Source organism: Nonomuraea sp. B10E15, assembly GCF_039871615.1.
In the GTDB taxonomy this organism is placed as follows: domain Bacteria; phylum Actinomycetota; class Actinomycetes; order Streptosporangiales; family Streptosporangiaceae; genus Nonomuraea.
Genome location: NZ_JBDPMB010000014.1, coordinates 59,050 through 84,206, shown reverse-complemented (window position 1 = coordinate 84,206; position 25,157 = coordinate 59,050). Strand labels below are relative to the sequence as shown.

Here is a 25,157-nt window from a genome sequence, read left to right as displayed (position 1 = left end):
AGACCCAACGGATACGTCGCAGCTTGTTCGACGTTATCCCCTCGTCGTACGGTTACGTGCGTGACTACGCCGCTGCTCCCCGACCCAGACCCGAGGCGGCGCGACTACGTGATCATCTCCGCCGACGATCACCTGATCGAGCCTCCCGACCTGTTCGATGACCGGTTGCCGGAGAAATACGCCGAAGTCGCGCCCAAGGTCGTGGAGACGGAGGCGGGTCACCAGGTCTGGCGCTACGGCGGGGCCACCTACCCGTGCGCCGGCATCGACGTCGGCGCCGGGCTGCCGCGCGAGCAGTGGACCCTCGACCCCGTCAGGTTCGACAGCATGCGCCCGGGCTGCCACGACATCGAGGCACGCATCAAGGACATGGACGTCGCGGGCATCTGGGCCGCGCTCTGCTTCCCCGGCATGCTGGCCGGCCAGTCGGGCATGCCGTTCGCCAGGACCCGCGACCAGGAGCTCGGCCTGGCCCTGGTCAAGGCGTGGAACGAGTGGCACATCGATGTCTGGGCCGGCACCTACCCCGAGCGCGTCATCGGCCTGCAGCTCCCGTGGCTGCCCGATCCCGACCTCGCCGCCAAGGAGATCCGCGCCAACGCCGCCAAGGGCTTCAAGGCCGTGGTGTTCCCCGAGTTCCCGACCAGGCTGCGGCTGCCGTCGATCCACTCCGGCCACTGGGATCCGTTCTTCGCGGCCTGCGAGGAGACCGGCACCGTCGTCGCCCTGCACACGGGCGACGCGTCGTGGTCGCCCGTGCCCTCCCCCGACACGCCCCTCGAGGCCATCACCACGCTGATGCCGACCAGCGCCATGTTCGCCTGCGCCGACTGGCTCTGGTCGGGGCTGCCGCTGCGCTTCCCCGCGCTGCGCATCCTCATCGTGGAGGGCGGCGTCGGGTGGCTGCCGATGCTGGCCGAGCGGGCCGACTACGCCCTCGACCACCCGGTCGCCGGTGAGGCGTCATGGGAGGGCGGGCTCAAGCCGAGCGAGGTGCTGCGCCGCAACTTCTTCTTCGGCACGCGCGACGACCACGCGCTGTCGGGAGTGCGGCTCGCCGTCGGCCTCGACCACGTGCTCCAGGAGAGCGGCTATCCCCACTCCGACTCGACCTGGCCCGACACCCAGAAGTCGGTCGCGCACAACCTCGGCACGCTGCCGCCCGCCGACATCGCACGGGTCGCGTACGGCAACGCGGCCCGCCTCTTCGGCCACCCGCTGCCGTCGCGCGCCTGGTTGCGGATGGAGGAGATCTAGGCCTGTTCGAGGCCCTCGACGCGGCCCTGGATGACGCTGCGCTCGTGCTGGACGTAGCGCCCGCTCTCGCCCAGCAGGGAGGCGAGCAGCCACAGGAAGACGCCGAAGTCGTCGGCGACGCCGATCAGCATGAGGAAGTCGGGCAGGACGTCGACCGGCGACAGGATGTAGACCACGCCGAGCGCGAGCAGGCCCAGCTTGCCCTTGCCCATGCCGTCGTACTGGCCGCGCATGACGGCGCCGATCATCCGCGGGATCGCGCGGACCCTGGTCATCAAGGCGGGGGACCCGGGTCTGGTCACCTCGCGGTAGGTCCGCCACGCCGCCGCCGCGCGTGCTGCCTTTGCCATCATGACAACCCCCTACCCGTGGCTCTTCACGACATAACGCGTCGCCGCCGCCACGAGTTCCTGCCGATCAGGCCAGCGCCGCATGCTCGAACGGGCGAGCACGCTCGACCTGCGCGGCCACCCTGACGAGCAGGTCCTCCCGGCCGGCCGCCGCCACCAGCTGCACGCCCACCGGCAACCCCGCCGCGGTCCTGTGCAGGGGCAGCGAGACGGCGGGCTGCCCGGTCGCGTTGACCGGCGAGGTGTAGGCCACGGCGTGCATCGTCCTGCCGAGGCTCACGCTGAGGTCGTTCGGCGGGATCCAGCCCAGCGGGAACGGCGCGACCCCGAGCGACGGCATCAGCAGCAGATCGTGCCCGGCGGCCCACCAGGCGGACATGCGCCGGCGGAAGCCGTCGATCCACTGCGTGGCCAGGATGTGGTCGGCCGCGCTGTGCCCCTGGGCCGCGCCGACCATGGCGGCGTTACGCGGCTCCAGCTCCTCCACGTCCACGGGCCTGCCGCGCGCCGCGCCCAGGCCCGCCACCTGCGCGGCCAGGTGGTCGGCCACGATGGCGCCGAAGTGCCGGGTGAAGTCCGGCTCCGCGAGCGCCTCGGGGCCTCCTGGCGCGACGTCGTGGCCCAGCGACTCCAGCAGCTGCGCGGCCCTCGTGACGGCCTCGGCGACCTCGGGCTCCTCCGGCACGTCGCCCCGGGGATGCGTGGCGAGGAACCCGATCCGCAACCGCCCGGGATCCGCCCCCACCTCCGCGGCCAGCGGGCCCGGCAACGGCGGGGCGTCGTACGGGTCGCCGGGACGCATGCCCGCGACGACGTCCAGCGCCGCCGCCGTGTCACGCACGCTCCTGCTGACGAACCCGGGGCACGAGAACCCGCTCCACCCCTCTCCCATGGCCGGGCCCAGGCTGACCCGCCCGCGCGTCGGCTTGAGCCCCACCAGGCCGCACATGGACGCCGGGATGCGGATCGAGCCGCCCCCGTCGCTGGCGGTGGCCAGCGCCACCATCCCGGCCGCCACCGCCGCCGCCGAGCCGCCGCTCGACCCGCCCGCGGAGTACGCCGGATCGTACGGGTTGCGCGTGGGCCCGAACGCCAGCGGCTCCGTGGTGATCGTGGAGCCGAACTCCGGGGTGTTGGTCCGCCCGAGCACGACGAACCCGGCCTCGCGCAGGCTGACGACGCCGTACCCGTCGGGGACGTCCACGGCGCCGTCGAGCACCGAGGAGCCCGCGCTGTACGGCTCCCCCGCCTGCCGCCAGCCCAGGTCCTTGAGCAGGATCGGCACCCCTCTGAAGGGCGCTTGCGCAGGAATGGCGTCGATCTCGGCCAGCGCGCGTTCGAAACGGCGGTGGATGACGGCGTTCAGCTCGCCGTCGCGGGCCTCGATGCGGGCGATCGCGGCCTCGGCCAGCTCGCGCGCCGAGACCTCTCCCTCCCTGACCGCCCGGGCCTGGGCGACCGCGTCCAGCCTCAGTACGTCGTCCACGTCGCCTCCTACGCCCGGGGAGCCAGGTCGCGCACCGCCTGGTCGATGGAGACCTCGCCGCCGGGGATGGGGGCGAGGACGGGGGTGTCGAGCCCGTTGTCCACGTACTGCTGGATCCTGGCGCGACAGGTGGCCGCGTCGCCGTGCACGACGAGGTCGTCGACCACCTCGTCGGGGATGGCCTTCAGCGCGGCCTGCCGGTCGCCGGCCGCCCAGGCCTCGTGCATCGGCCGCAGCGTCTCGCCGCGCCCCAGCCAGTCGTGGAAGGCGGCGTAGACCGGGACGGTCAGGTAGCCGGCCAGCATCCGCCTGGCCATCTCGCGCACCTGGGCGGCGTCCTCGCTCACGCAGACGAACAGGCGGGCGATCAGCTCGGTGCCGGGGCCGATCTCGGCGCGCACGCGGCGTACGTCCTGTGGGGAGAGCCAGTTGGTGATGGCGCCGTCGGCCTCGGCTGCGGCCAGCCGCAACATGCCCGGCCGCAGCGCCGCCAGCACGATTCTCGGCGGCGCCTTCGGGGCCCGCTCCAGCCGGAACCCCTTGATCTCGAACGTCTCGTACGCCTCCGAGACCTTCTCACCGGCCAGCGCCCTCTTGAGGAACCGCAGGGTGTCGCGGGTGCGCGCGTACGGCTTGTCGAAGGTGCCGGCGTTCCACCGCTCGACGATGGCCGGGGAGGACGCCCCGATGCCCAGCACGAACCGTTCGGGCGCGAGATCGGCCAGCGTGGCCGCGGACATGGCCAGCAGCCCGGGACCGCGCGTCGAGACGGGCACGATGGCGCTGCCCAGCCTGATCCCCGGCGCCCACTGCGCGGCCAGCGCCAGCGGCGTGAACCCGTCGACGCCGTTGACCTCGGCCGACCAGGCGTCGGTGTAGCCGAGACCGGGCAGCTGCGCGATCAGCTCCTGCGACCGCGCGAGCGAGCGGTCGTAGAAGGGAATGGTCATGCCCCACTTCTGCGTCATGCACGGCCTCCGGCTCGGTTCCGCCCGCGGTTGGACGCTGGCCGGTCAACCCTACCAACCGCTCGGTATGGGAGGCTAGGCGCGGAGTTCGTGGACCGCCGCGATGAAGTCCTTCGTGATCCCCCGCAGCCCCGGCAGGTGCGACAGCCCGACCAGCCGGTCCACCAGCGGCACCGTGACCTCGATCAGCCGGTACGTACGCGCGCACCCCGGCGAGGTGTCGTGCACCCAGAACAGCACCATCCCCATGGACAACAACCACAGCAGCTCGGGCAGCTCCTCACGCAGCTCCGCGTTCATGCGGTCGCGCGACCCCTCGACGACCTGGCGGTAGATCGCGATGGACGCCTCCCGCGCCGGGGACGACTGCTCGCTGAACGGGCTCAGCGGGTTGGTCGGCTCGGCCGCGTGCTTGAAGAACTTCACGGCGAACTCGTGGTAGGGCTCGGAGACGCGTACCCACTCGCGCAGCACCCCGCTCAACCGGGCCGCGAACGCCTCCTCGGTCGCCAGGAACTCCATGCAGGCCTCCTCGTGCTCGGCCTGGGCGCGGTCGTAGTACGCCTGGATCAACGCCTCCTTGCTCTCGAAGTAGTAGTAGGCGTTGCCCACGGACACCCCGGCCTCCGCGGCGATGGCGCGCATGGTGGTCGCGTCGAAGCCGCGCTCCCTGAACAGCCGCAACGCCGTCTCGACGATGAGCTCCCGGGTGCTCTCCGATCCGCGGTTTCGGGCTTCGGGCACGTTCGTCACTGTACGTCGGGAAAGCTGGTTAGGTCATGGAGCCGCACGGTGATCGCCGATCCACGGCAAAGTTGCATCCGCGGCATGAGTTATCTCCTGTGAATGGTGGGATTGTCGTTTCAGGCGGAAGGGCTATTTCCGCGAAAAGGCATCGACATGTGGATACGTGGAACAGTGCGCCTCATCGTAGTCGCGCTCCTCGGCATAGAGATCACCATCATCGCGCTGGCCTCGGCCGCCTCCGCCGCCACCCACCCCGATGGGGAGCGGACAGGAAGCGGCCCCAACGAGGCCGGGCCCGGCGGGTGGGAGGATCCCCTCCCGCAACCGTTGGGGGCAGCCATGGCGGAGACGCAGTCCAGCGCCTCCGAGAACTGGCCGCTTCCCGCCGGCCCCTGGGCGCGCGAGAACATGATGAACCGTGACGATCTGGCGGCCCTGCGCAACTGGCCGCTGGACGACCTGCGGTGGCTCACGGAAGGCAGGCAGGCGCCGGACACCACACACGCGCAGCCGTGGCCGGCCCAGCCGCGGGCGAACCTGTCGCCCGCCGAACGCCGGCCACAGGCCGCCAAGGCACGAAAACGCACCAAGGTGGCCAAGAAGCGCCACACACGGCGGCACAAGGCTCACAAGCGCGCCAGCGTGGACCTGGCACGCGTGATGCCCCGGCAGGCGGCCGCGCAGCTGACCCACGCCACCGCCGCCGGCTGGCTGCGGAGCTCGGGCCTGCGTACGAAGTCGACCGGCAACTGCACGAGCAAGCACCGGCGCCACTGCACCTCGTTCGACTCCGTGCGTGCCGGGACCGTCGCCGGCATCATCCAGCTGAAGCGCGAGAGCGGCTGCCCGGTCATGGTGACGGGCGGCACGGAGACCGGCCACGCGCCGGGCCAGTACAGCCACGGCAACGGCTACAAGCTGGATATCTCACACAACTCTTGCATCGACCGGCACATCAAGAAGGTCAGCGACCGGGCCGGAGTCCGCAGCGACGGCGCCCGGCTCTACCGATCCGGATCAGGCACCGTCTTCGCCGACGAAGGCGACCACTGGGACATCCTTTTCCGGTGACGTGCCCTGCGGCGGACGCCGTGCGGCACCCACGGCGTCACACCACATCATCCGGTCACCTCTCGGACGCGACCAGCTCGGCGATCTCCGCCGCGTTCAGCGCCGCCCCCTTGCGCAGGTTGTCTCCGCACACGAACAGGTCGAGCGTGTTGGGGAAGTCGACCGCCTGGCGGACACGGCCGACGTAGGTCGGGTCGTTGCCCACCACGTCGAGCGGCGTCGGGAACACCCCGCCCGCCGGGTCGTCCATGAGGACCACCGTCGGCGCCGCCTCCAGCACGCGATGCGCGTCGGCCACCGTGATCTCGCGCTCGAACCGCGCGTGCACGGCCAGCGAGTGAGTCGTGATCACGGGAACGCGCACGCAGGTCGCGGAGACCTTGAGCTCGGGGATGCCGAGGATCTTGCGGGACTCGTTGCGGAGCTTGAGCTCCTCGGAGGCCCAGCCGCCGTCCTTGTAGGAGCCGGCCCACGGAACCACGTTGAACGCGACCGGCGCCGGGAACGGCGACTCGCCGGGCAGCTTGTCGGCCAGCACCCTGCTCACGTCACCGGCCACCTGGCCGAGGCTGCGGTCGCCCGCCAGGGCCTCGACCTCGTCGTAGAGCCGCGCGGAACCGGCCACGCCGGCGCCCGACACCGCCTGGTAGGAGGCGACGACCAGCTCGGTGAGCGTGAACTCGGCGTGCAGCGCGCCCATGGCCGCCATCATCGACAACGTCGTGCAGTTGGGCGTGGAGATGATGTTGCGCGGCCGGTTGCGCGCGTCGAGCGGATTGACCTCGGGCACCACCAGCGGCACGTCGGGCTCCATGCGGAACGTGCCCGACTTGTCGATCACGACGGGGCCGCGGGCGGCCGCGATCGGCACCCACTCGGCCGACACCTCGTCGGGCACGTCGAAGATGGCCACGTCGATGCCGTCGAAGACCTCGGGCGCGAGCGCCTGGACCACGACGTCCTCGCCGCGTACGCGCAGGACCTTGCCCGCCGAACGGGCCGAGGCGACGAGACGGATCTCGCCCCAGATGTCCTCACGCGTCGACACGATGTCGCGCATCACGGTGCCCACGGCGCCGGTCGCGCCGATCAGGGCCAGGTTGGGCCTGCTGCTCATCGTCCGGTTCCTCCATACACCACGGCTTCGACCTGGTCGGCGTCGAGATCGAAGGCACGGTGGGCGGCCCCCACGGCCGCGTCGACACCGTCCTCTCCGACCACGACAGAGATGCGGATCTCCGACGTGGAGATCATCTCGATGTTGACCCCCGCGTCGGCGAGGGCCGCGAAGAACGTCGCCGTGACGCCGGGGTGCGAGCGCATGCCCGCTCCGATCAGCGACACCTTTCCGATCTGGTCGTCGAAGAGCAGCGACTCGTAACCGATCCGCTCCTGGATCTTCTTCAGCGCCGTCAGCGCGGCCTGGCTGTCGGCCGTGGGCAGCGTGAAGGAGATGTCGGTGCGACCGGTGGCCGCGGCCGAGACGTTCTGCACGATCATGTCGATGTTGATCTCGGCGTCGGCCAGCGTTTTGAAGATCGAGGCAGCCTCGCCGACCTTGTCGGGCACCCCGACAACAGTGATCTTGGCCTCGCTCCGGTCGTGCGCGACGCCGGAGATGATCGGCTGCTCCATCTCGGTTCCTTCGTTGTAAGGGTCGGAGACGACCCACGTGCCTTCCTTGGTGCTGAACGAGCTGCGTACGTGGATCGGCAGGTTGAAGCGGCGAGCATACTCGACGCAGCGCAGGTGCAGGATCTTCGTCCCGCAGGCGGCCATCTCCATCATCTCGTCGTAGGAGATCCTGGGGATCTGCCGCGCCGCGGGCACGATGCGCGGGTCGGCGGTGTAGACCCCGTCGACGTCGGTGTAGATCTCGCACACGTCGGCCTCGAGCGCCGCCGCCAGCGCCACCGCCGTGGTGTCGGAGCCGCCGCGACCAAGCGTCGTTATGTCCTTCGTGTCCTGCGAGACACCCTGGAAGCCGGCCACGATCGCGATGTGGCCCTGGTCGATCGCCTCGCTTATGCGGCTCGGCGTCACGTCGATGATGCGCGCCTTGCCGTGGACCGAATTGGTGATCAGACCCGCCTGCGAGCCGGTGAACGAGCGGGCCTCGTGGCCGAGGTTGGCGATCGCCATCGCCAGCAGGGCCATCGAGATGCGCTCGCCCGAGGTCAGCAGCATGTCGAGCTCGCGGCCAGGAGGCAGCGGCGACACCTGCTCGGCCAGGTCGAGCAGCTCGTCCGTCGTGTCGCCCATCGCGGAGACGATCACGGCCACGTCGTTGCCGGCTTTTTTCGTCGCGACGATCCGTTGCGCGACCCGCTTGATGCAGGACGCGTCGGCGACGGACGAACCACCGTACTTTTGCACAACGAGGGCCACAAGAAGTCTCCCGGTCTGGACTATGAGCTGCCAGTCTACTGAAGCCGTCTCATGCGCCCGATGGGCCATACCCCTCTGTGGATGTTCCTCAGACCGCGGTGGTCTCCTCCGCCACGTCGAGCCGCGAGTGCGCGGCCAGCGCCTGCAGCGCCCTCATGGCGGCGCCCGCGTGGTTGCCCCAGGTGTTGAAATATGAGTATTGCCACCACCAGAGCGCCTCGTGCGGGCGGCCCGCGTGGTAGTGGCGCAACCCGTGGATGAGGTCGGCGGCGACCGCGGTCAGGTCATCGGAAAGCCGGTAGGGGGTGACCACCGTGTCCTTGTAAGGGTCGAACACCTCGGCGTAGTCGTCGACCGCCTCAAGCCGCTCGGCCAGCGCCGTGCGCACGCCGTCTATGTCGGGGTCCTCGCTCATCGGCGGCTCGTAGTTGCCGGAAAGGATCACGTCACGGTTGGCGCCGAGCTTGGCTCCCGCGAGGCTCACCTGGGCGACCTCCACCAGCAGCAGCGACCAGATGGCGTCACCGCCCTCGCCGCCCGCCACCCTCGTCAGCCCGTCGACGTAGTCTTGTGCGTGCCCGGAGATCTCTTGCGCCAGCACGCTCCACTCGTCAGACATCCAGCAGCCTCCGTCCTTCGAACGCGCGGCCCAAGGTGACCTCGTCGGCATATTCGAGGTCACCGCCCACAGGCAGACCGCTGGCCAGTCGTGTCACTTTCACACCCATCGGCTTGACCAGACGGGCGAGGTAGGTCGCCGTCGCCTCCCCCTCCAGGTTGGGGTCGGTGGCGAGGATGAGCTCGGTGACGCGACCGTCGGCCAGGCGCGTCATGAGCTCACGAATGCGCAGGTCGTCGGGGCCGACACCGTCGATCGGGCTGATCGCGCCCCCGAGCACGTGGTAGGTGCCGCGGAACTCGCGCGTCTTCTCGATCGCCACGACGTCCTTGGGCTCCTCGACCACGCAGATCACGTGGGTGTCGCGGCGCGCGTCGCGGCAGATGCGACACTCCTCCTCGGAGGCCACGTTTCCGCACGTGCGGCAGAAACGGACCTTCTCCTTGACCTCCAGCAACGCGTGCGCCAGCCGTTTGACATCGGCCGGGTCGGCCGCCAGCAGGTGGAACGCGATCCGCTGCGCGCTCTTGGGACCGACACCGGGCAACAGCCCCAGCTCGTCGATCAGATTCTGGACGACCCCTTCGTACATGCCTAGAACCCTGGCAACTGTCCGAGGCCGCCGCCGCCCAGCCCCTGCGCGAGCGGGCCGAGCTTTTCCTGCTGCAGATCGGCGGCCGCGCGCACGGCGTCGCGGACGGCCGCGATCACCAGGTCGGCGATCGTGTCAGCGGTGTCCTGCGCGTCGCCGGCGTCGATCACGCTCGGGTCGATCTTGAGCTCGAGCAGCTCGCCCGAGCCGTTGACGACGGCGGTGACCATGCCGCCGCCTGCTGAGCCCTCGATCTGCGCATCGTTGAGCTCCTGCTGGGCGCTCACAAGCTGCTGCTGCATGAGCTGTGCCTGCTCCAGCAGCTGCTGCAGGTTGACATCCCCTGGGTTCACCGTCGTGCGCTCCTCGTGGCTCCGCGTTCTTGACTGCCACGAGCCTACGGTGTTTGGGCGGCGTCATGTACTGGTGGCGGCCCCATGTTTCGTCCCGGGGCCCCTGCCCGGATGATCCGCTCGCTGTCCGGCGTGTCCCCTGACGGGCGTTCATTGATGCTTCCGGCGAGTCCGGCCGGGTCTCAGGCCCCCCTCCAGCGTCCGAGACCCGGCCTCACGCCGGCGAACCGACGCGCTGGCCGGGAACGCTACTGAGGCGAACGTTGCGTACAGGTTGCGTCTATTTGATCACTCTGTGCAATCCTCACGAACGGCTTGCGCGAAGGGCCTTCAAGACGGATAGTCAAGCTGACTACTTGGAGTGACCGATGAGTTACGCCTATCTTGACGAATACTCCCGCGCCCTACGTGGGGCACACGAAGCGGTGGCGACCGGCCAGGACTGGCCGGAGTCCCCACGCCGTCTGATCGCGGCATCATGGCGTCGCTCCCTCGAAGCCCACATCGACCCGGAGGGGTCGAACGCGCCCCCCGTCTTAGACCCCTCCCACATCGAGGACGTCCGCCAGGCCCACCCGCTGCGGCCCCTCCTCCCCCTCCTCGTCCAAACCCTGTCCGGCCTGGCCGACGAGATCGACCACGTGATGGTCGTCACCGACGACGACGGGCGCGTGCTGTGGCGACGAGGCAACCCGGCCGTCATCCGTCGCGCGGACCAGATCGGCCTCGCCGACGGCCACCAGTGGGCCGAGCACAACGTCGGCACCAACGGCATCGGCACCGCCCTCGCGATCCGCCGGCCCATGCACGTCTACTCCGAGGAGCACCTCATGCGCGTGCTCCACGTCTGGTCGTGCAGCGCCGCCCCGATCAGCGATCCCGACTCCGGCCAGATCATCGGCTGCGTCGACGTCAGCGGCACCGCCCGCACCCTTCACCCCGCCACCGTCGCCATGGTGGCCGTCACGGCCAAGCTCGCCGAATCCCAGCTCGCCCTGCGCATGTACGAACGCGACGAACACCTCCGGCGCCGCTACGAAGCACTGCGCGGGCGGCCCGGCATCCTGCTGTCGTCCACCGGCCGCGTCATCTCCGGCGACCCGTCGGGCTGCCTGGGCAAGCGCGTTCCCCTCGGCAGCCAGACCCAGCGCATGCTCCTCAAAGACGGCTCCGTCGCCCTGTTGGAGCCCTTCTCGAGCGGATTCCTCCTGCGTCCCTCGCCGGCCACCACGCCGCCGCCCCTGACCATGACGTTCCTCGGCGCAGGCACGCCCACCGCCACCTTCGACGACCACGAACGCCCCCTGTCGCTCCGGCACGCCGAGCTCCTCGCCCTCCTCGCGCTCCACCCCCACGGGCTGACGGCCGAGCAACTGTCGTTCCTGCTCTACGGCGACGACGGCAACCCCGTGACGATCAGGGCGGAGATCCACCGGCTGCGGGCCCAGTTCGGGAACGCGATCGCGGCAAAACCGTACCGGCTGACCTGCCCGATCGAGGCCGACTTCCTGGAGTTGCGCCGCCACCTCGCCGCGGGCGACCCGACCTCGCTGGCCCGTGCCTACAACGGCCCCCTGCTGCTGCGCTCGGAGTCACCGGAGATCCGCAGGGAACGCGACGAGCTGGAGGCCCAGGTACGGGCCTGCCTGCTTCGGCGCGGCACACCCGACGACCTTTGGACGTACGCGCAGACCTGCAACGGGCGCGACGACTACGAGGTGCTCGAACGCCTCGCCGCCCTGCCCCCCACCGACTCGCGCTCCGCCGCCGCCCGCGCCCGCCTCCTCCTCTGACCCCCTGCGTCTGCCCCGCCCTCCGTGCCGCGGGTCAGCCATCCGTGCGCCGAGGTGTGCTCAGAGGTCAGGTGTGGTCGATCTCACCGATCACCTGGGCGCCGAGCTCGCGCTGCAGCAGCGCCATGCCCGAGACCGAGTCCACATCGGCGTCCGCGTCGTTGAGCGGGTCGACCTCGTCGGCGTCCGGGCCCTTGGAGCGGCCGGGGACCGCGTCCGGCCACGCCGCGGCGCCGCCACGGGGGGAAGGGACGCGAGGACCGGCCTGCGCGGCGGCCTTGGCCGCTGACCGAGCCGCCGCCAGCCCGGTGCCTGCCGCCCCACCAGGTGAACCCGCCGGCCGGACGGCCGCGACCGTACGGGTGGGGTCGGGGGTCGGAGGCGCGCCGGGGGCGAGGTCGTCAGGAGCGTCCGGCCACGACTCGTCGGTGGTCGGGGGGCCGGGAAGGGCGGACGAAGGGCCCGCCGGAGGTTGGCCGGGATCCTGCGCCGCGGCTCCCTGGTCGTCGTGGGAGGCGCCGTCGGACGAGCCGTGGGAGGCGCCGTGTGATGACGTACGGCCCTGGGAGCCCTGCGTGCCGTGGGACGCGGCAGGTGCGGCCGGCGCCCCCTGCGGACCGGCCGGCCCCTGGCCACCGCCATGAGAGGGCTGCTGCGGACGTGCGGGACCGCGCTGGGCGGACGGGGCAGGAGACCCGCCGACGACCGCCTCGACCCGCCACGTGCCACCCAGCACGTCGCCGAGCGCGGCGGCCACGACGGCGTCCTTGCCGCCGCCCGTGAAGTTCTTCATCGCACCGACCTGCGTGAAGCCGAGCGTCACCAGGTTGCCCTCCACGCCGACCACCTGGGCGTTGGTGCTCACGTTGGCCCAGACGACGATGCTGCGCTGCTTGAGAGCGGCCAGCACGCCGGCCCACTGCGCCTGGATCGCGCCCGGTCCCCCTGCGGCGGGAGCGCCCTGGGACCCGCCCGAGGCCGGAGCGTCCTGGGCACCGTCTCCGGCACCGGCTGACGGCTGGGCGGCGTACGCATCGCTCCCTGCCTGTTGCCCTCCGCCCGCACCGGGACGAACGGGCGTGGGCCAGTCATCCCCGGCGTTCGGCGAGGGGGCGGATGGCTGGGCCGCCTCTGTACCGCCCGGCCCGGCGCCCTCGCCGACCGGCGAAGCAGCGACCCGACCATGGCCCGCGACCTCGGGGACACCGGGGCCCGCCGGCGTAGCAGGACCCGCGGGCGTACCGGAACCTCCGGAGATGCCGCGCCCGGCCGGCGGAACCGACGCGGCTCGGGCGGCCATCTGGGCGACCGCGCCGCCGCGTTCGAGGCGTTCGAGGCGGGCGAGCAGCGCCTCCTCGCCCTGCGCCGCGCCAGGCAGCAGGACCCGCGCGCACATCAGCTCAAGCAGCAGGCGCGGCGAGGTGGCGCCACGCATCTCGGTGAGACCGGCGTTGAACACCTCGGCGGCGCGCGTCAGCTCGGCCGGCCCCATCGAGGCGGCCTGCTGGACGAGACGCTCCAGCTCGTCGGCCGGCCGGTCGAGCAACCCGCTCGACGCCGCCTCGGGAACGTTGGCCAGAATCACCAGGTCGCGGAAGCGTTCGAGCAGGTCGGAAGCGAAGCGGCGCGGATCGTGGCCGCCCTCGATGACCCGGTTGACCGTGTGGAACACCTGGCCGCCGTCACGGGCCGCGAACGCGTTGACGACCTCGTCGAGCAGATCGCCGTCGGTGTAGCCGAGCAGGGAGACGGCCTTGGCGTAGGTGATGCCGTCGTCGTCGGCCCCGGCGAGAAGCTGGTCGAGGATCGACAGCGAGTCACGCGCCGACCCGGCGCCCGCCCTGACGACCAGCGGCAGCGCCGTCGGCTCGAACGGCACGCTCTCCGAGGTGAGGATCTCCTCCAGCAGCGCGCGCAACGTCGCGGGCGGCATCAGCCGGAACGGGTAGTGGTGCGTGCGCGACTTGATCGTCCCGATGACCTTTTCCGGCTCGGTCGTCGCGAAGATGAACTTCAGGTGCGGCGGAGGCTCCTCGACGAGCTTGAGCAGCGCATTGAACCCCTCGCGGGTCACCATGTGCGCCTCGTCGATGATGTAGATCTTGTAGCGCGCGGAGACGGGGGCGAAGAACGCCCGCTCACGCAGGTCGCGCGCGTCGTCGACGCCACCGTGCGAGGCCGCGTCGATCTCGATGACGTCGAGGTGGCCCGGGCCCGTGGGGGCGAGCGCGACACACGACTCGCAGGCGCCACAGGGGTCGGGCGTCGGACCCTGCTCGCAGTTGAGAGAGCGGGCCAGGATGCGGGCGCTGGAGGTCTTGCCGCACCCACGAGGACCGCTGAACAGGTAGGCGTGGTTGATCCGGCCCGTACGCAGGGCCTGTCGCAGCGGATCTGTGACGTGTTCCTGACCCTTGACCTCGGCGAAGGTCCCGGGTCGGTACTTGCGGTAAAGCGCAAGGCTCATGCGACCATCCCGCCTGCGAGGGGGCTCTCAACGAAGAGACCCCCCGCACACCCGCCAGAGCCCGCTTATCCTTGCTGCCTTCCGGCCCTGGGGAGGTTCACAGGATGACGCCGCGCGAGGGGTCCGTTGACAGTCTAGCCGCATGCCGCAGTGCTCGCTCCATCCCCGCAGGCTCGGAGAGAAACGTGGTCTCCGTACCCCTCGGAGTCAGGTAAGCTCGTCCGCGGAGGATTCGCCTAGTGGCCGAGGGCGCACGCTTGGAAAGCGTGTAAAGGGCAACCTTTCGGGGGTTCAAATCCCCCATCCTCCGCGCCTGGTTGAGGCAGTAAACGCGAAGGGGCCGACCCCATCCAAGTCGGCCCCTTCGTCGTGTCCAGTCTCAGTTGGCCTCTTCGGAGGGCTCGTCTCCCTCCTCCCAGAGGAGGTCACCAACCTGCTTGGCCACTGTGCTGCATTCCCTCCGGTGTGAACTGGCCGGTGTACTCGGCCAATGTCGTTCTTGCGCTCCAGCCCCGGCAACAGTCCCTCGATGCACGCGCGAGCCCGCCACCGTGCCTCGCGACGCTTGAACGACCAGCCACCAGCGCGAACGCACGATCCAGACATGCAGACGAGCGGCATCGAGATGTTCTCCCCTGCGCCGGCCGGGACTGGCGACTTCACTGATTCGGCGACCACCTGGGGCTTTCTAGCGTGAGTGACGAACATCGTCGACCCCCGCGGCCGTCGCCGCCGTCGTGGCGCTCCGCCACCTGTGTCAGGTTCCTCCCACCGGCTGAGAAAGGAACTCACCATGGTGTCCATCCGTCGTGCGACCGCCGCTGACGCGGCGACCGTCCATGGCATGATCTGCGAGATCGCCGAGCATCAGAGCCAGCGCTCCGCGATCACTTTGACCGTCGAACGGCTGAGAGAGCTGCTCACCCGACCCGAGATCACCTATCTGATCGCGGAGACGGACGGGCGAGCGGTCGGCTACGTGTCCTGGCTCCAAAGGATCAGCCTGTGGGCGGGCACGGACTATCTCGCGCTGGACGACCTCTACGTACGCGCCGGCCAGCGTGGCGACGGGGTCGGGGAGCAGCTGATGCGCGCCGCCGCGGAGGCCGCGGACGGCATGGTCATCCGCTGGGAGGTCGCCACGGCCAACGTGGGGGCACAGCGGTTCTACCAGCGCATCGGAGCCGACCTGTTCACCAAGGTGATCTGCCGGTGGCAGGTGGCGGAGCCGGTGACTTCGGGGCCGAGAGCCCGCACTCGGCCGGCGAGGAGTGAGGTTGTGGAGCTGCGTCGGGCGAGAGATGAAGACGCGCCGGCGGTCGCCCGCATCTGGCACGAAGGGTGGGGCGACGGGCACCGGGGAAACGTGCCCGACGAACTCGCCGCGGTCCGGACCCCGGAGTCGTTCGGGGAACGCGCCGCGCGACGCGTCGGGGACACGGTCGTCGCGACCGTCGAGGGTGCCGTGGCCGGGTTCGTGATGGTGACCGAGGACGAGGTGGAGCAGGTCTACGTGGCCAGGCGACACCGGGGCACCGACGTGGCGACCGCGCTGCTGGCCGAGGCGGAACGCCGTGTCGCGGCGAACGGTCACTGGCGGGCCTGGCTCGCGGTGGTCGCCGGCAATGTCCGGGCCCGGAGGTTCTACGAGCGCAAGGGGTGGGTCGACGAGGGTCCGTTCGACCACCTCGCACCGAGCGCGGACGGGCTCATCACCGTCCCGGCGCATCGCTACGTGAAAGTCCTCGGCGGTCCGGGGGACGACCGGGCCGAGGGCTGAGTTCCGCAGCAGGGCGCCCGTACCGGGCGGTGAGCGACCATGGGTCGGCCCGTGCAGCATCCGGCTCTCGGACCACGGCATGCCGGCCCTGCCGCGCCTGTCCGACATTTGCAGCACGACCCACCGGCCTGCGGCAGCAGCGCGACCTCGCCCACCGGCTCATAACCCGCGTCCACCACGGCGGCGCGCGCCCTTCTGCCGGGGCCGGGGCTGGTGCAGAGACACCTCCGTCGCCGACACCCAGTGCCTACGCCCTGTCGACGCGGCAGGGCGAACGCCGTCTGATCGGCGTTATACGCCGGTGGTGCCGTCGATGCGCTCCCGGAGCAGGTCGGCGTGGCCATTGTGGCGGGCGTACTCCTCGATCATGTGAACGTAGATCCAGCGGAGGCTGACGTCCTGTTCCATGAAACGACCGGTGTCGGCCAGAGCGCGGTCGGCGCAGTGCTCGCGGGCATGGGCGATCTCCGCGCGCCAGGTGGCCAGAGCGTCGGACAAGGTGGCGCCCTTCGCCAGCTCAAAGCCGCCGTCGGGGCCACGCGGGTCAGCTTGCGGGTCGTAGATGGGCGGGGCTTGTTCTCCGGCGAACACGCGGCGGAACCAGCTCCGCTCCACCTCTGCCATGTGCTGGACCAGGCCGGTTACCGTCAAGCCGGACGGTGGCACGGATGCTACGGAGGCCTGCTCGTCGTCCAGGCCCTCGCACTTCATGGCGAGTGTTGTGCGGTGAAAGTCAAGCCAGCTTTCGAGCGTGGTGCGCTCGTCGGCGTTCAGGGGCGGCATGGGACGTTCGCTGGGACTCATCAGTAGATTATCGCCAGCGGCCACAACGTTCGGTACGCAGGGCTCGCGTAAGGGCGAACGTCGCCTGATGCGGCACTTCGGTGAACCGGTGGCGGGCGGACAACGTCATCAACGGTGTGAGACCCATCCACTGGACTGGCGTGGTCGCAGCGGCGGTCCTGCTTCTCGCGGCGGTCGTCCTGAGCCGGGGCAGGGTCGGCGAGCCTGTGCCACCGGTGCCGGCTTCGTGTCCGCAGCGATGGGAAAGCAGCGAGATCGGCCACTGGGTTCCAGCGGCCGCCGATCTCGACGGGGTTGAGGACTCGCTCGTGCCCGGTAGACCGACAAGCGCGTTGATCTGCTCCTACCCCGGTCAGATCTCGAGACCGGGCGGGGGGTCGCTCGCCGGATCACGGATCTTGACCGACCAGGCCAAGTCGATGGCCCACGACCTGGGATATCTTCCTGTCACCACCGACCGTGTCGGAAAGATGTGCACGCTGGTGGGCGGCCAGATGACCAACTACCTCATCCGGTTCGCCTACCCCGATCGCCAGGCGCTGTGGGTGGGCAGCGCCGAAGAGGTCAACTCCTGCGTCACGACCACCAACGGCACAGTCGTCAGCAATTCATACATCGGGCCCAGCATCACCGCCGCCTACCGCACCGGGACCTGGACACTCCTCCCGCCCAAGGACCCCTGCGACCCGGCGACCGGGCGGCGGGGACAGGATGAGCAGATGGTGCCCGATGGGGCGATCAAGGTGCTGGTCTGCCGGGATAAGCAGAGCGGGAGCGCTACACCGCACCCATCTGACGGGGTGCAGCATGGGCAGCAGCAGGCGCGCGAGTTGGCGGCGGAGCTGAACTCGCTGAAGGCCGAGCCGGGCGGGAACACGTGCAGGGAAACCGGCGATGGACGACGGGAAATGTTCCTTCTGCACTTCGGCTACGCGGAGGGACCGCCGGCCTGGGTGCGGATCCTTTCCCGTTGCAGGCCCTCGGTGAACAACGGGGTGCTCGTGGGAGATCTGAACGATGCGCTTCTTGATCGAGTCAGCCGACTGGCGCCGCCTGCCTGAGGCCCGGCCGAGACCTGCTCGGCTTGCACTGCCGGGCGGCGCCCCTTTCTGCGCCTTGTTGTCCCGATCGCTACGGTCCGGGGTCCGGAGTCCGTCTATGGTCCCATCCGTGGAGGACCTGTTCGGCGGCGCCGCTCCGTACTACGCCAGATACCGCCCGGGCTACGGCGAGGCGGTGATCGCGCACCTGGCGGAAACGCTCGGCTCGGACAGCCGAGTGCTGGATCTCGGCTGTGGCCCTGGGACGATCGCGATCCCGCTGGCCCCAGGAGTGAAGGCGGTATTCGCTGTGGACCCGGCGCAGGAGATGCTCGCCGAGGGCAGGCGCCTGGCCGAGGGCGTCACCAACATCACCTGGTTGCCCGGCGACTCGACCGTTCTGCGGACGCTGCCGCCATTCGAGCACGTGGTGATGGGTCGGTCGTTCCACTGGATGGACCGTGGGGCCGTGCTGATGGAACTGGACGAACTGCTGCCGCCCGGCGGCGCAGTGGCGCTGGTCAGCCCGACGAGGCAGCAGGGAGAGCCGTGGCAGCCGGACGCGCAACCGTGGCAGGGGGTCGAGAGGCGGGTATGCGAGGAGTTCGGGCTCGACATCCACACCGCCGCCAACTCCTTCCACGCCACCGGCGAGCACCACCACGAGATGTTGGCCGCCTCGCCCTTCAGCAGCATGCAAGCCCGCGAATACAGCCGCCTCCTGACCTGGGACGTAGACGGGTTGATCGGGCTCCAGCTTTCCTACTCCTACAGCTCACCCTCCCGGCTCGGCGACACGCTGCCTGCCTTCGTCAGGACCCTGCGACAAGCGCTGCTCGACGACAACCCAGCAGGCCGGTGGGAACAGATACTTGCCATCGAGGTGCTGGTCGCCAGACGGCCCCGGCGCTGACCCAGCCCGGTGCTACCCCGAGACCTGGGAGCCGTCATCCGCTGGGCCGCCGTCAACGGCGTCCTCCGTCGGATCACTGGCGGACAACCTGCCCGCCGGCAGCTCCGCCGCACCTTCACCTGGACCTGATCAACATCGCACACTGACCAAGGTGTCGTTTCTGTCCAAGACGGCTACCGCGGCCGTGATCTAGCGTGGACCCGGCAGTACGCCCGAGCATGAGGAGACAGCACAGTGCGTAACTTGGTCTACACCGGTTTCATGTCACTCGACGGCGTCGTGGACTCGCCTGGCGGCGGGCCAGGGGAAGAACACCGTAGCGGCGGGTGGGTGTTCAAGGACCTCGAGTTCGTCCCCGAAGCCTGGTCGCTGAAGGGTGAGGAGCTCACCGACACGACGGCGCTGATGTTCGGCCGTCGCAGCTATGAGGCGTTCGCGGCGGTCTGGCCCGGCTCGGAGGACCACGCCAGCTACAAGGAGCTGCCCAAGTATGTGGTGTCGACCACGCTGTCTGACGACGCCATCGTCAACGGGTGGGGGCTGACCACGATCCTGCGCTCGACCGAGGACGTCGCCGCGCTCAAGGAGGGTGAGGGCGGCGCGATCTTCATCCACGGGAGCGCGGAGCTGGCTCGGCGGCTGTCGGACGCGGGTCTGATCGACCAGTACAACCTGCTCGTCTTTCCCGTGCTGCTCGGCGCCGGGAAGAGCCTGTTCGGCCGGGCCGACCGAGACAAGCACATGCTGACGCTGCGAGAATCGGAGAGCTACTCGAACGGGATCCTGAAGCTGGTTTACGACGTCAGGCGTTGATCCAGGTCGAGGGCGATCGCGCCGCCGGAGCCCTCGCGCAGCTGCCTGACGGTGCGTCCGACGTGGGAGCGCAATGCGCGGGCCAGGTGCGGCTCGTCGAAGTAGTCGAGCTTGGCAACGACGTCGGCGGCCGGGTCGCCGGCAGCCAGCAGCTGCGCCGCCGTGCGGGCGCGCTCGATCTGCCGGACGGTGCCCTGCGTCAGTCCGGTCGCGGCGCGGAACCGGCGTTCGACCGTGCGCCCCGAGACGGCCGGACGGTGACCCCGCAGCACCTCGCCGAGGAGCAGGTCACGGACCACGATCCCGGCCCGGACGAGACTTTCGACCAGAGCCTCGGCGTCGTCGAAGCTGGGCGTCTCCCAGCGCGCGCCATCCAGCCGGAACGTCCGGCGCGTGGTGTCGGGGAGCCCGATGCCGCCGTCGACCAGCGCCAGCGTGGGCACGGCCCGCAACGAGGTGCCCACGGCGAACTCGATGCCCGTGAAGGTCGCGCCCTCCGGCACCGGCGCCGTGCCGGTCCGGGTCTCGGGACCGGTGATGCCCGCGTACGCCCGGCCGTCGTGTTGCCAGAACACCAGGCCCCAACGCACCCCTGCGACGGACGTCATTGCAGTGACCTGCTCGCTCGTGCATGCCCACACCGTGTCGACCCACGCCGAGTCCGAATCGCGCGTCTTGAACCGCAGTTCCACGGGGGAAGACTACGTTGCTTCGCGTTCTCCGTGGCTTGCCCGGCTATGCGGCTTTGCGCTACGGCAAGCTGTGCACTTCACGTCTGCACCCGAGAATCGTCACGCCGGTAGGTGTAGAGGATGAGCCCTTTGTGGAACTTGCCCACCTTGTCGTAGAGCGCGCGAGCCGGGGCGTCTTCCAACGTGTTCCAGTAGAGGCCTGGGAAGCCGTGCTCCCTGGCGTCCCGTGCCACCCACTCGATCACTGCCGTCGCGACACCCCGCCGCCGGACTTCCTCGTCCACGAACAGGTCCGCCAGATAGCATCTCCCGGCGTACCAGACGCTGGCGTGGAACAGGTAGTGCGCGATGCCGACCATCCTGCCGTCCAGCTTGGCGGCGACCCCGCGTGCCTGCTCGTCGTCGAGCAGGCGTCGCCAGGCCCGTTCGTAGTCGTCGTCGCCACGTTCGACCTGGAAGTACGTGTCTTTGCCGCGGGCCAGCGACTCCCAGCAGGCGCGGTCGGATTCGGTCAGGAAGTCGATCTCCATCACCAACGTGTGAAACCCCTCACGCGAGGCCCGGGCAGCGCCGCGATGATCCCGGCGAGCACGGGCAGACCGGCGACCAGGCCGGCGATCGCCCACCACGGGGTTTCGAAGGACACCCGCTGCGGCACCTCCCAACCGATCGAGGTCGTGCTCGGCCACGCCACGAGCAACCCGATGACACACCCTGCTGCCGCCCCCAGCGCCGTACCGCAGAACATGCTCAGTCCTGATCGACTCGCGGCGAACATCCGCAGGGTCAGGACCGACCCGTTGCTGACGCGCAACAACACTCGTCTCGACCGGCCTCCGGCGCCGGCCCGGCCGCCCGCGACCAGCGCGCTGCCGAGCGCCACGCCGATCGCCGCAGCGACCACGCCCATCCATCCGGCCGATTCCTGAAACCCTCGCTCGACGTAGGTACTCTCCCCATCACCCAGCCGCCGGTCGATCCGGTCCTGCTCGGCCTTCGTCGTTCGATGGGCTGAGGGGTCGACGATCAGTTTGTCCGGCTCCAGGCGAAGACCCAGGTCCCGCACGACCTTCGGCGGGATGAAGACCTCGTTGACGTGCGGATCGGCGGATCTGACCGCGATCGCGGGGATGGACTTGACCCGGAGGTCCTTCAACTCCTTGTCGGTGGACAAGGAGTAGGAAAGCGTCACCGTGTCGACCTGTATGTCATCAGGCGTGACCACCACGGCTGTGCCGTCGTCGTACGGCGTGGCCGGATTACCCGTGAGATAGCGCAGGAACGCCTGATCGCCGATGGAACCAGCCGGATGCACGCTCTCCACGTCCGGGAGGTCGACGTCCTTGACGTCCAGGCTGAAATATCCTTGGTGGTCCAGGACATCTTTCTGGGCGACAGGCGCTCCGGGCAGCTCCTGCTGAATGACCGCCCGTGCAATCGACGCGTCTTCCGCCCAGACATTCACGACGAGAGTGCCAGGGCGAGCCTGGGGCTGGTAGCCGGCCCTGCTCTGTGCCGTCGTGGCGACCGCGATGATCAGAGAAGCCACCGCGAAGGCCGTCAACACCATCGTGATCGCGATCGGAGCAGCGGTCCTGCGGCTGTTACGGTCCACGTCACGGGCGGCCAACCGGATCACCGGCGACAGCCGGGCGGCGCGCCGCCGCAGGATGTTCAGCAGCCACGGAGTGGCCGGCCCCAGCCCGGTGAGAAACAGCGACCCTCCGATGAGGGCCGCCAAGGTCTGCAGAGCGGATCCGAAGTCGTCATAGTGCTTGTCCTCGCGTGTTGACCAGGCGACGAGGGCCATCACAAAGAGACCGGCGAACGCCAGAGCCGCCCCCCACGCCAGGAGCCGTGACTTCACATGGGTGCGCCGGGCAGACTCAGCCGCGAAGACCACCGAGCCGCACGCCAACGCCACGGGAATTGCGAAAACGACGTATAAGATCACCAAGCCCATCAGCACGTGGCAAGGGTACGCAGGAATGGGTCTCAGGCCGGATAAGATCCGCCACTCGTTTCAGAGCATGTTCTTGATCGGCTGAGGCGTTTCCGGCACCTCCTGGGCGAGGATCCCGGTCGCTTCCCTGGGCGTGAGCAGTCGGGCCTCGCACAGGAGGCGGACGGACTCCTCCCACTGTTCCCGGGCCTCGCCGTGGCGTTCGAGGTCGTGCAGCGTGGTGCCGAACCACCATCGTGTGACTGCTTCTTTCAGGCGGTATCCCGACTCCCCGAGCAGCCGCACGGCCGTCGCATAACTTTCGGCCGCCTCGGTCGGCCGGCCGGCGTGACGGTAGACGTCGCCCAGCGAACCGTGCGCCACGCCCGCATCGGCGAGCGGGTTTCCTCCCTCCCGCGGCTCCACCAGCCGGCGTGCTTCCGCGATCGCCTCGTCGAAGCGCCCCTGTCGGTAGTAGACGTGCACCTGGTTGTTGCGGATCGTGGCCGCGGCCCCAGGGCGTCCGGCGTCGTCGTTGAGCTCCAACGCGGACTCCAGATAGCCGAGGGCCTCGTCAAGACGGCCCACGATCGTGTTGATGACCCCGAGGTTGTTGAGCGCCCCCGCCTTGCGCCGAGGCAGGCCGGCGCGGTCCCAGTCGAGGAGAGCCGTCTCCAGGTGTGCGATCGCGGCGTCGTAGCGGCCCTGGTCTCGGTAGACCCAGCCGAGAAAACTGCGGAGCTGAGCCTTGTCCTCCCAAGCCCCGACACGATCGGCCACCTCGATGGCGTGCAGGTAGAGATCGGCCAGTTGGGTGTGCCACCCCTGGAAGCAGAACGGCCAGTGGAGTCCGACGGCCAGGCCGATGGCGGTTGCCGGGTCAGGGCCGGCCAGCGCCTGCTGCGCGGCGGCGACCAGGTTGTCCCGCTCGCTCTGGACCCATCGTCCCGCCTCGGCCAGGTCCTTGAAGATGTTGTCGGGCAACTCGACGGGGCATCGCAGTACGGGATCGCTGTTGATCACGGTGCTCGCCATCCACAGGGTGGTCAGGTAGTGGTGAAGCACACGCCGTACGGCGGTGGTGCGTTCCTCCTCGGACGGGTCCTGGTGCGCCCGCTCGCGGGCATAGAGACCGACCAGGTCGTGGAACCGGTAGCGGTCGGCGCCGGGCTCAAGGAGGCGGGCGTCCTGTAAGCGTTCCAGGGCGGCTTCGGCGCGGTGGTGGGTCCAGCCGGTCAGGGCGGCGGTGGCGGCGGAGGTGTAGGTGGGCAGGTCGAGCAGGCCGAGCAGGGGCAGCAGGTGGGCGGCGTCGCGGCCGGCGGGTTCTTCTCGCAGGTGGTGATGGCTGACCGCGATGCCGGCTCGGATGGCCAGGTCGTCGTACTCCAGCATGTCCAGGCGGCGGGTGGCGTCGGCCAGCCGCTTCTCCAGGTCGGCCAGGGTCCAGTCGGGGCGGGCGGCCAGGCGGGCGCCGACGATCCGCAGGGCGAGCGGGAAGCCGCCGCACAGGTGGACGATCCGTTCGGCCGCTTGTGGTTCGGCGTGTACCCGGTCGGGTCCGGCCAGACGGGACAGCAGGGCGACGGCGTCGGCGGCGTTCAGCGTGCCCAGGTGGAGGTGGCGAGCGTTGTCCAGGGTGGCCAGCCCGTCCCGGCACGTGATCAGGACCCGGCAATCGGGGCCGGCGGGGATGAGCGGGCGGATCTGGCGGACGTCGCGGGCGTTGTCCAGGATCACCAGCAGGTTGCACGTCGAGGTCAGGGAGCGGTAGCGGGCGGCTGCCTCGTCGGGATCGGTGGAGGTCGCGGCGCCGTCCAGGCCCAGGGAGCTCAGCAGATGGCGCAGGGCTTGGGCCGTGGTCAGCGGATCGAGTCCGGGAGTGGATCCGTGCAGGTTGACGTAGATGACGCCGTCGGTGAACCGGGCAGCCGTGGCGTGGGCGACGTGGACGGCCAGTGCGGACTTGCCGATGCCGCCGGGGCCGTCGATCACGGTGACGGACGGTCCGTGGTCCAGGCTCCCGTCCGGGCCGAGTGCGGTGCGCAGCTGGTGGATCTCGGCGGCACGGGCGGTGAAGGTGTGGGTGTCGGCGGGCAGTTCGGCAGGGATGTACCGTCCGCTGACCGTGACCTGCTGGGCCGGGGTGGTCAGGTCGAGGACGGGGTCCTTGGCCAGGACGGCCTGGTGCAGGCGGCGGAGTTCGGTGCCGGGTTCGAGACCGAGTTCGGTGATCATGACCCGGCGGGTGTCCTGGTAGACGGCGAGCGCTTCGGATGAGCGCCCGGCGCGGTGCAGCGCGAGCATGAGCTGGGCCGCGGGGCGTTCGCGCAGGGGGTGAGCACGCACGTGCACGGCCAGCTCGGCGGCCACCGCGTGATGATCCCCCGCGGCGAGGCGGAGATCGGCGTGGTCCTCCAGGACGGTGAGGTGCTCTTGCTCCAGGCGGGTGGCTTCGATGCGTGCCCAGGGAGCGGTCAGTTCGGCCAGGGGTTCGCCCCGCCACAACTGCAGAGCTTCGCGGAACAGGGCGTCCGCGGTGGCCGATGCGCCCTGCGACTGGCCGGTGCGGGCGCGTTTGGCCAGGCGCAGGAACAGGTGAGCGTCGATGTGGACGGGTTCGAGCGCGAGCCGGTAGCCGCCGGGCACGGTGTGGATGATCTCTTCGGCGGTGTGGGGTCCGAGCGTTTGGCGTAGTTTGGAGATCACGATGTGGAGCTGTTTGGCCGCGGTCGCCGCGGAGCTGTCTCCCCATATGTCGGAGAGGATGCGCTCGGCGTTCACGGCCTGCCCCGGGTTCAGGGCGAGTCTGGCCAGCACACCGATACGTCGATGCCCGGCGAGCTGCACCGGTCCGTCAGCGGCCAGGACCTGCCACGGGCCGAGGAATCGGATCTCCAGCGTCACGAGGAGCGGCACTCTCCTTCGAGGAAGTCGGCAATGGGACGGGCGAGGCCGATCGCGCCGCTGGAACGGCGGTGTCGTGCTTCGCCTGTGCAGGTATAAACGTGCGCACTTACAGGTGTCTTTCACACCGCCAGGCCACCGATCACTCTGGCAGGATGTCCCGCGTTTGTCGGGTGTT

Annotated in this window: 22 protein-coding genes, 1 tRNA gene and 1 other RNA gene; 8 read left to right on the top strand and 16 right to left on the bottom strand. The window is 69.9% G+C overall.

Translation table 11 applies throughout. From position 1 onward, the window contains the following. The first annotated feature begins 60 nt into the window (after positions 1–60). Positions 61–1,257 (top strand): amidohydrolase family protein, encoded by a 1,197-nt coding sequence (locus tag ABGB14_RS32115; protein ID WP_347647577.1) that lies wholly within the window; start codon positions 61–63, stop codon positions 1,255–1,257. Here ABGB14_RS32115 and ABGB14_RS32110 read toward each other — a convergent pair. From ABGB14_RS32110 to ABGB14_RS32095, 4 genes are all read right to left on the bottom strand, one after another. Further along, complete coding sequence (locus tag ABGB14_RS32110; RefSeq protein WP_347647576.1) at positions 1,254–1,607, bottom strand: YkvA family protein; 354 nt, start codon at positions 1,605–1,607, stop codon at positions 1,254–1,256. The genes ABGB14_RS32115 and ABGB14_RS32110 overlap by 4 nt on opposite strands. Positions 1,608–1,674: 67 nt before the next feature. Then, positions 1,675–3,093, bottom strand: coding sequence for an amidase (locus ABGB14_RS32105; RefSeq protein WP_347647575.1), 1,419 nt, complete (start codon positions 3,091–3,093; stop codon positions 1,675–1,677). 8 nt (positions 3,094–3,101) lie between these two features. Next, on the bottom strand, positions 3,102–4,061 hold the full coding sequence (locus ABGB14_RS32100) for an LLM class F420-dependent oxidoreductase (protein ID WP_347647574.1): 960 nt from the start codon (positions 4,059–4,061) through the stop codon (positions 3,102–3,104). 75 nt (positions 4,062–4,136) lie between these two features. Further along, positions 4,137–4,805, bottom strand: a complete 669-nt coding sequence (locus ABGB14_RS32095; RefSeq protein WP_347647573.1) for a TetR family transcriptional regulator — start codon at positions 4,803–4,805, stop codon at positions 4,137–4,139. Positions 4,806–4,979: 174 nt separating this feature from the next. Between ABGB14_RS32095 and ABGB14_RS32090 the strand changes: the two genes are divergently transcribed. After that, a complete protein-coding gene (locus ABGB14_RS32090) occupies positions 4,980–5,879 on the top strand; it encodes a hypothetical protein (protein ID WP_347647572.1) in 900 nt (299 codons plus the stop codon). A gap of 55 nt (positions 5,880–5,934) precedes the next feature. Here the strand turns inward: ABGB14_RS32090 and ABGB14_RS32085 are convergent, their stop codons facing one another. The 5 genes from ABGB14_RS32085 to ABGB14_RS32065 all read right to left on the bottom strand — a co-directional run bounded on the left by ABGB14_RS32085 (position 5,935) and on the right by ABGB14_RS32065 (position 9,831). Then, positions 5,935–6,996: an aspartate-semialdehyde dehydrogenase gene (locus ABGB14_RS32085; protein WP_347647571.1), complete on the bottom strand. Its 1,062-nt coding sequence runs from the start codon at positions 6,994–6,996 to the stop codon at positions 5,935–5,937. Then, positions 6,993–8,267, bottom strand: coding sequence for an aspartate kinase (locus tag ABGB14_RS32080; RefSeq protein ID WP_347647570.1), 1,275 nt, complete (start codon positions 8,265–8,267; stop codon positions 6,993–6,995). The genes ABGB14_RS32085 and ABGB14_RS32080 overlap by 4 nt, the downstream gene beginning before the upstream one ends. Before the next feature lie 88 nt (positions 8,268–8,355). After that, positions 8,356–8,886 carry a DUF5063 domain-containing protein gene (locus tag ABGB14_RS32075; protein ID WP_347647569.1) on the bottom strand — a complete coding sequence of 177 codons (531 nt, stop codon included), beginning with the start codon at positions 8,884–8,886 and terminating at the stop codon, positions 8,356–8,358. Further along, positions 8,879–9,478 carry a recombination mediator RecR gene (recR, locus tag ABGB14_RS32070; protein ID WP_347622999.1) on the bottom strand — a complete coding sequence of 200 codons (600 nt, stop codon included), beginning with the start codon at positions 9,476–9,478 and terminating at the stop codon, positions 8,879–8,881. Before recR ends, ABGB14_RS32075 begins: the two co-directional genes overlap by 8 nt. Positions 9,479–9,480: 2 nt before the next feature. Beyond that, entirely contained in the window at positions 9,481–9,831 is a 351-nt protein-coding gene (locus ABGB14_RS32065) for a YbaB/EbfC family nucleoid-associated protein (protein WP_171055572.1), read from the bottom strand. Between the two features lie 368 nt (positions 9,832–10,199). On the opposite strand from ABGB14_RS32065, the gene ABGB14_RS32060 reads away from it, so the two are divergent. Next, positions 10,200–11,624 carry a GAF domain-containing protein gene (locus ABGB14_RS32060; RefSeq protein WP_347647568.1) on the top strand — a complete coding sequence of 475 codons (1,425 nt, stop codon included), beginning with the start codon at positions 10,200–10,202 and terminating at the stop codon, positions 11,622–11,624. Between the two features lie 67 nt (positions 11,625–11,691). Here ABGB14_RS32060 and ABGB14_RS32055 read toward each other — a convergent pair whose 3' ends face one another. Together ABGB14_RS32055 and ffs are read right to left on the bottom strand one after the other, a co-directional pair. Beyond that, on the bottom strand, positions 11,692–14,091 hold the full coding sequence (locus ABGB14_RS32055; RefSeq protein ID WP_347647567.1) for a DNA polymerase III subunit gamma and tau: 2,400 nt from the start codon (positions 14,089–14,091) through the stop codon (positions 11,692–11,694). A 31-nt stretch (positions 14,092–14,122) separates the two neighbouring features. Continuing rightward, positions 14,123–14,218: signal recognition particle sRNA small type (gene ffs / locus ABGB14_RS32050), an RNA gene on the bottom strand. A gap of 98 nt (positions 14,219–14,316) precedes the next feature. Between ffs and ABGB14_RS32045 the strand changes: the two genes are divergently transcribed. Together ABGB14_RS32045 and ABGB14_RS32040 are read left to right on the top strand one after the other, a co-directional pair. Next, a tRNA-Ser gene (locus ABGB14_RS32045) sits at positions 14,317–14,401 on the top strand. Positions 14,402–14,884: 483 nt separating this feature from the next. Beyond that, positions 14,885–15,871 carry a GNAT family N-acetyltransferase gene (locus ABGB14_RS32040; RefSeq protein ID WP_347647566.1) on the top strand — a complete coding sequence of 329 codons (987 nt, stop codon included), beginning with the start codon at positions 14,885–14,887 and terminating at the stop codon, positions 15,869–15,871. A gap of 291 nt (positions 15,872–16,162) precedes the next feature. On the opposite strand, the gene ABGB14_RS32035 is transcribed toward ABGB14_RS32040, so the two are convergent. Beyond that, positions 16,163–16,675: a DinB family protein gene (locus ABGB14_RS32035; RefSeq protein WP_347647565.1), complete on the bottom strand. Its 513-nt coding sequence runs from the start codon at positions 16,673–16,675 to the stop codon at positions 16,163–16,165. Between the two features lie 398 nt (positions 16,676–17,073). Between ABGB14_RS32035 and ABGB14_RS32030 the strand changes: the two genes are divergently transcribed. From ABGB14_RS32030 to ABGB14_RS32020, 3 genes are all read left to right on the top strand, one after another. Then, positions 17,074–17,736, top strand: coding sequence for a hypothetical protein (locus tag ABGB14_RS32030; protein WP_347647564.1), 663 nt, complete (start codon positions 17,074–17,076; stop codon positions 17,734–17,736). Positions 17,737–17,845: 109 nt separating this feature from the next. Beyond that, a complete protein-coding gene (locus ABGB14_RS32025; RefSeq protein ID WP_347647563.1) occupies positions 17,846–18,628 on the top strand; it encodes a class I SAM-dependent methyltransferase in 783 nt (260 codons plus the stop codon). Between the two features lie 234 nt (positions 18,629–18,862). Further along, entirely contained in the window at positions 18,863–19,441 is a 579-nt protein-coding gene (locus tag ABGB14_RS32020) for a dihydrofolate reductase family protein (RefSeq protein ID WP_347647562.1), read from the top strand. Here ABGB14_RS32020 and ABGB14_RS32015 read toward each other — a convergent pair. From ABGB14_RS32015 to ABGB14_RS32000, 4 genes are all read right to left on the bottom strand, one after another. Further along, positions 19,423–20,049, bottom strand: a complete 627-nt coding sequence (locus ABGB14_RS32015) for a helix-turn-helix domain-containing protein (RefSeq protein ID WP_347647561.1) — start codon at positions 20,047–20,049, stop codon at positions 19,423–19,425. The genes ABGB14_RS32020 and ABGB14_RS32015 overlap by 19 nt on opposite strands. 161 nt (positions 20,050–20,210) lie before the next feature. Beyond that, complete coding sequence (locus ABGB14_RS32010; protein ID WP_347647560.1) at positions 20,211–20,663, bottom strand: GNAT family N-acetyltransferase; 453 nt, start codon at positions 20,661–20,663, stop codon at positions 20,211–20,213. Continuing rightward, a complete protein-coding gene (locus tag ABGB14_RS32005) occupies positions 20,663–22,102 on the bottom strand; it encodes a hypothetical protein (RefSeq protein ID WP_347647559.1) in 1,440 nt (479 codons plus the stop codon). The genes ABGB14_RS32010 and ABGB14_RS32005 overlap by 1 nt, the downstream gene beginning before the upstream one ends. A gap of 54 nt (positions 22,103–22,156) precedes the next feature. Next, complete coding sequence (locus ABGB14_RS32000) at positions 22,157–24,979, bottom strand: BTAD domain-containing putative transcriptional regulator (RefSeq protein ID WP_347647558.1); 2,823 nt, start codon at positions 24,977–24,979, stop codon at positions 22,157–22,159. Between the last annotated feature and the right edge of the window lie 178 nt (positions 24,980–25,157).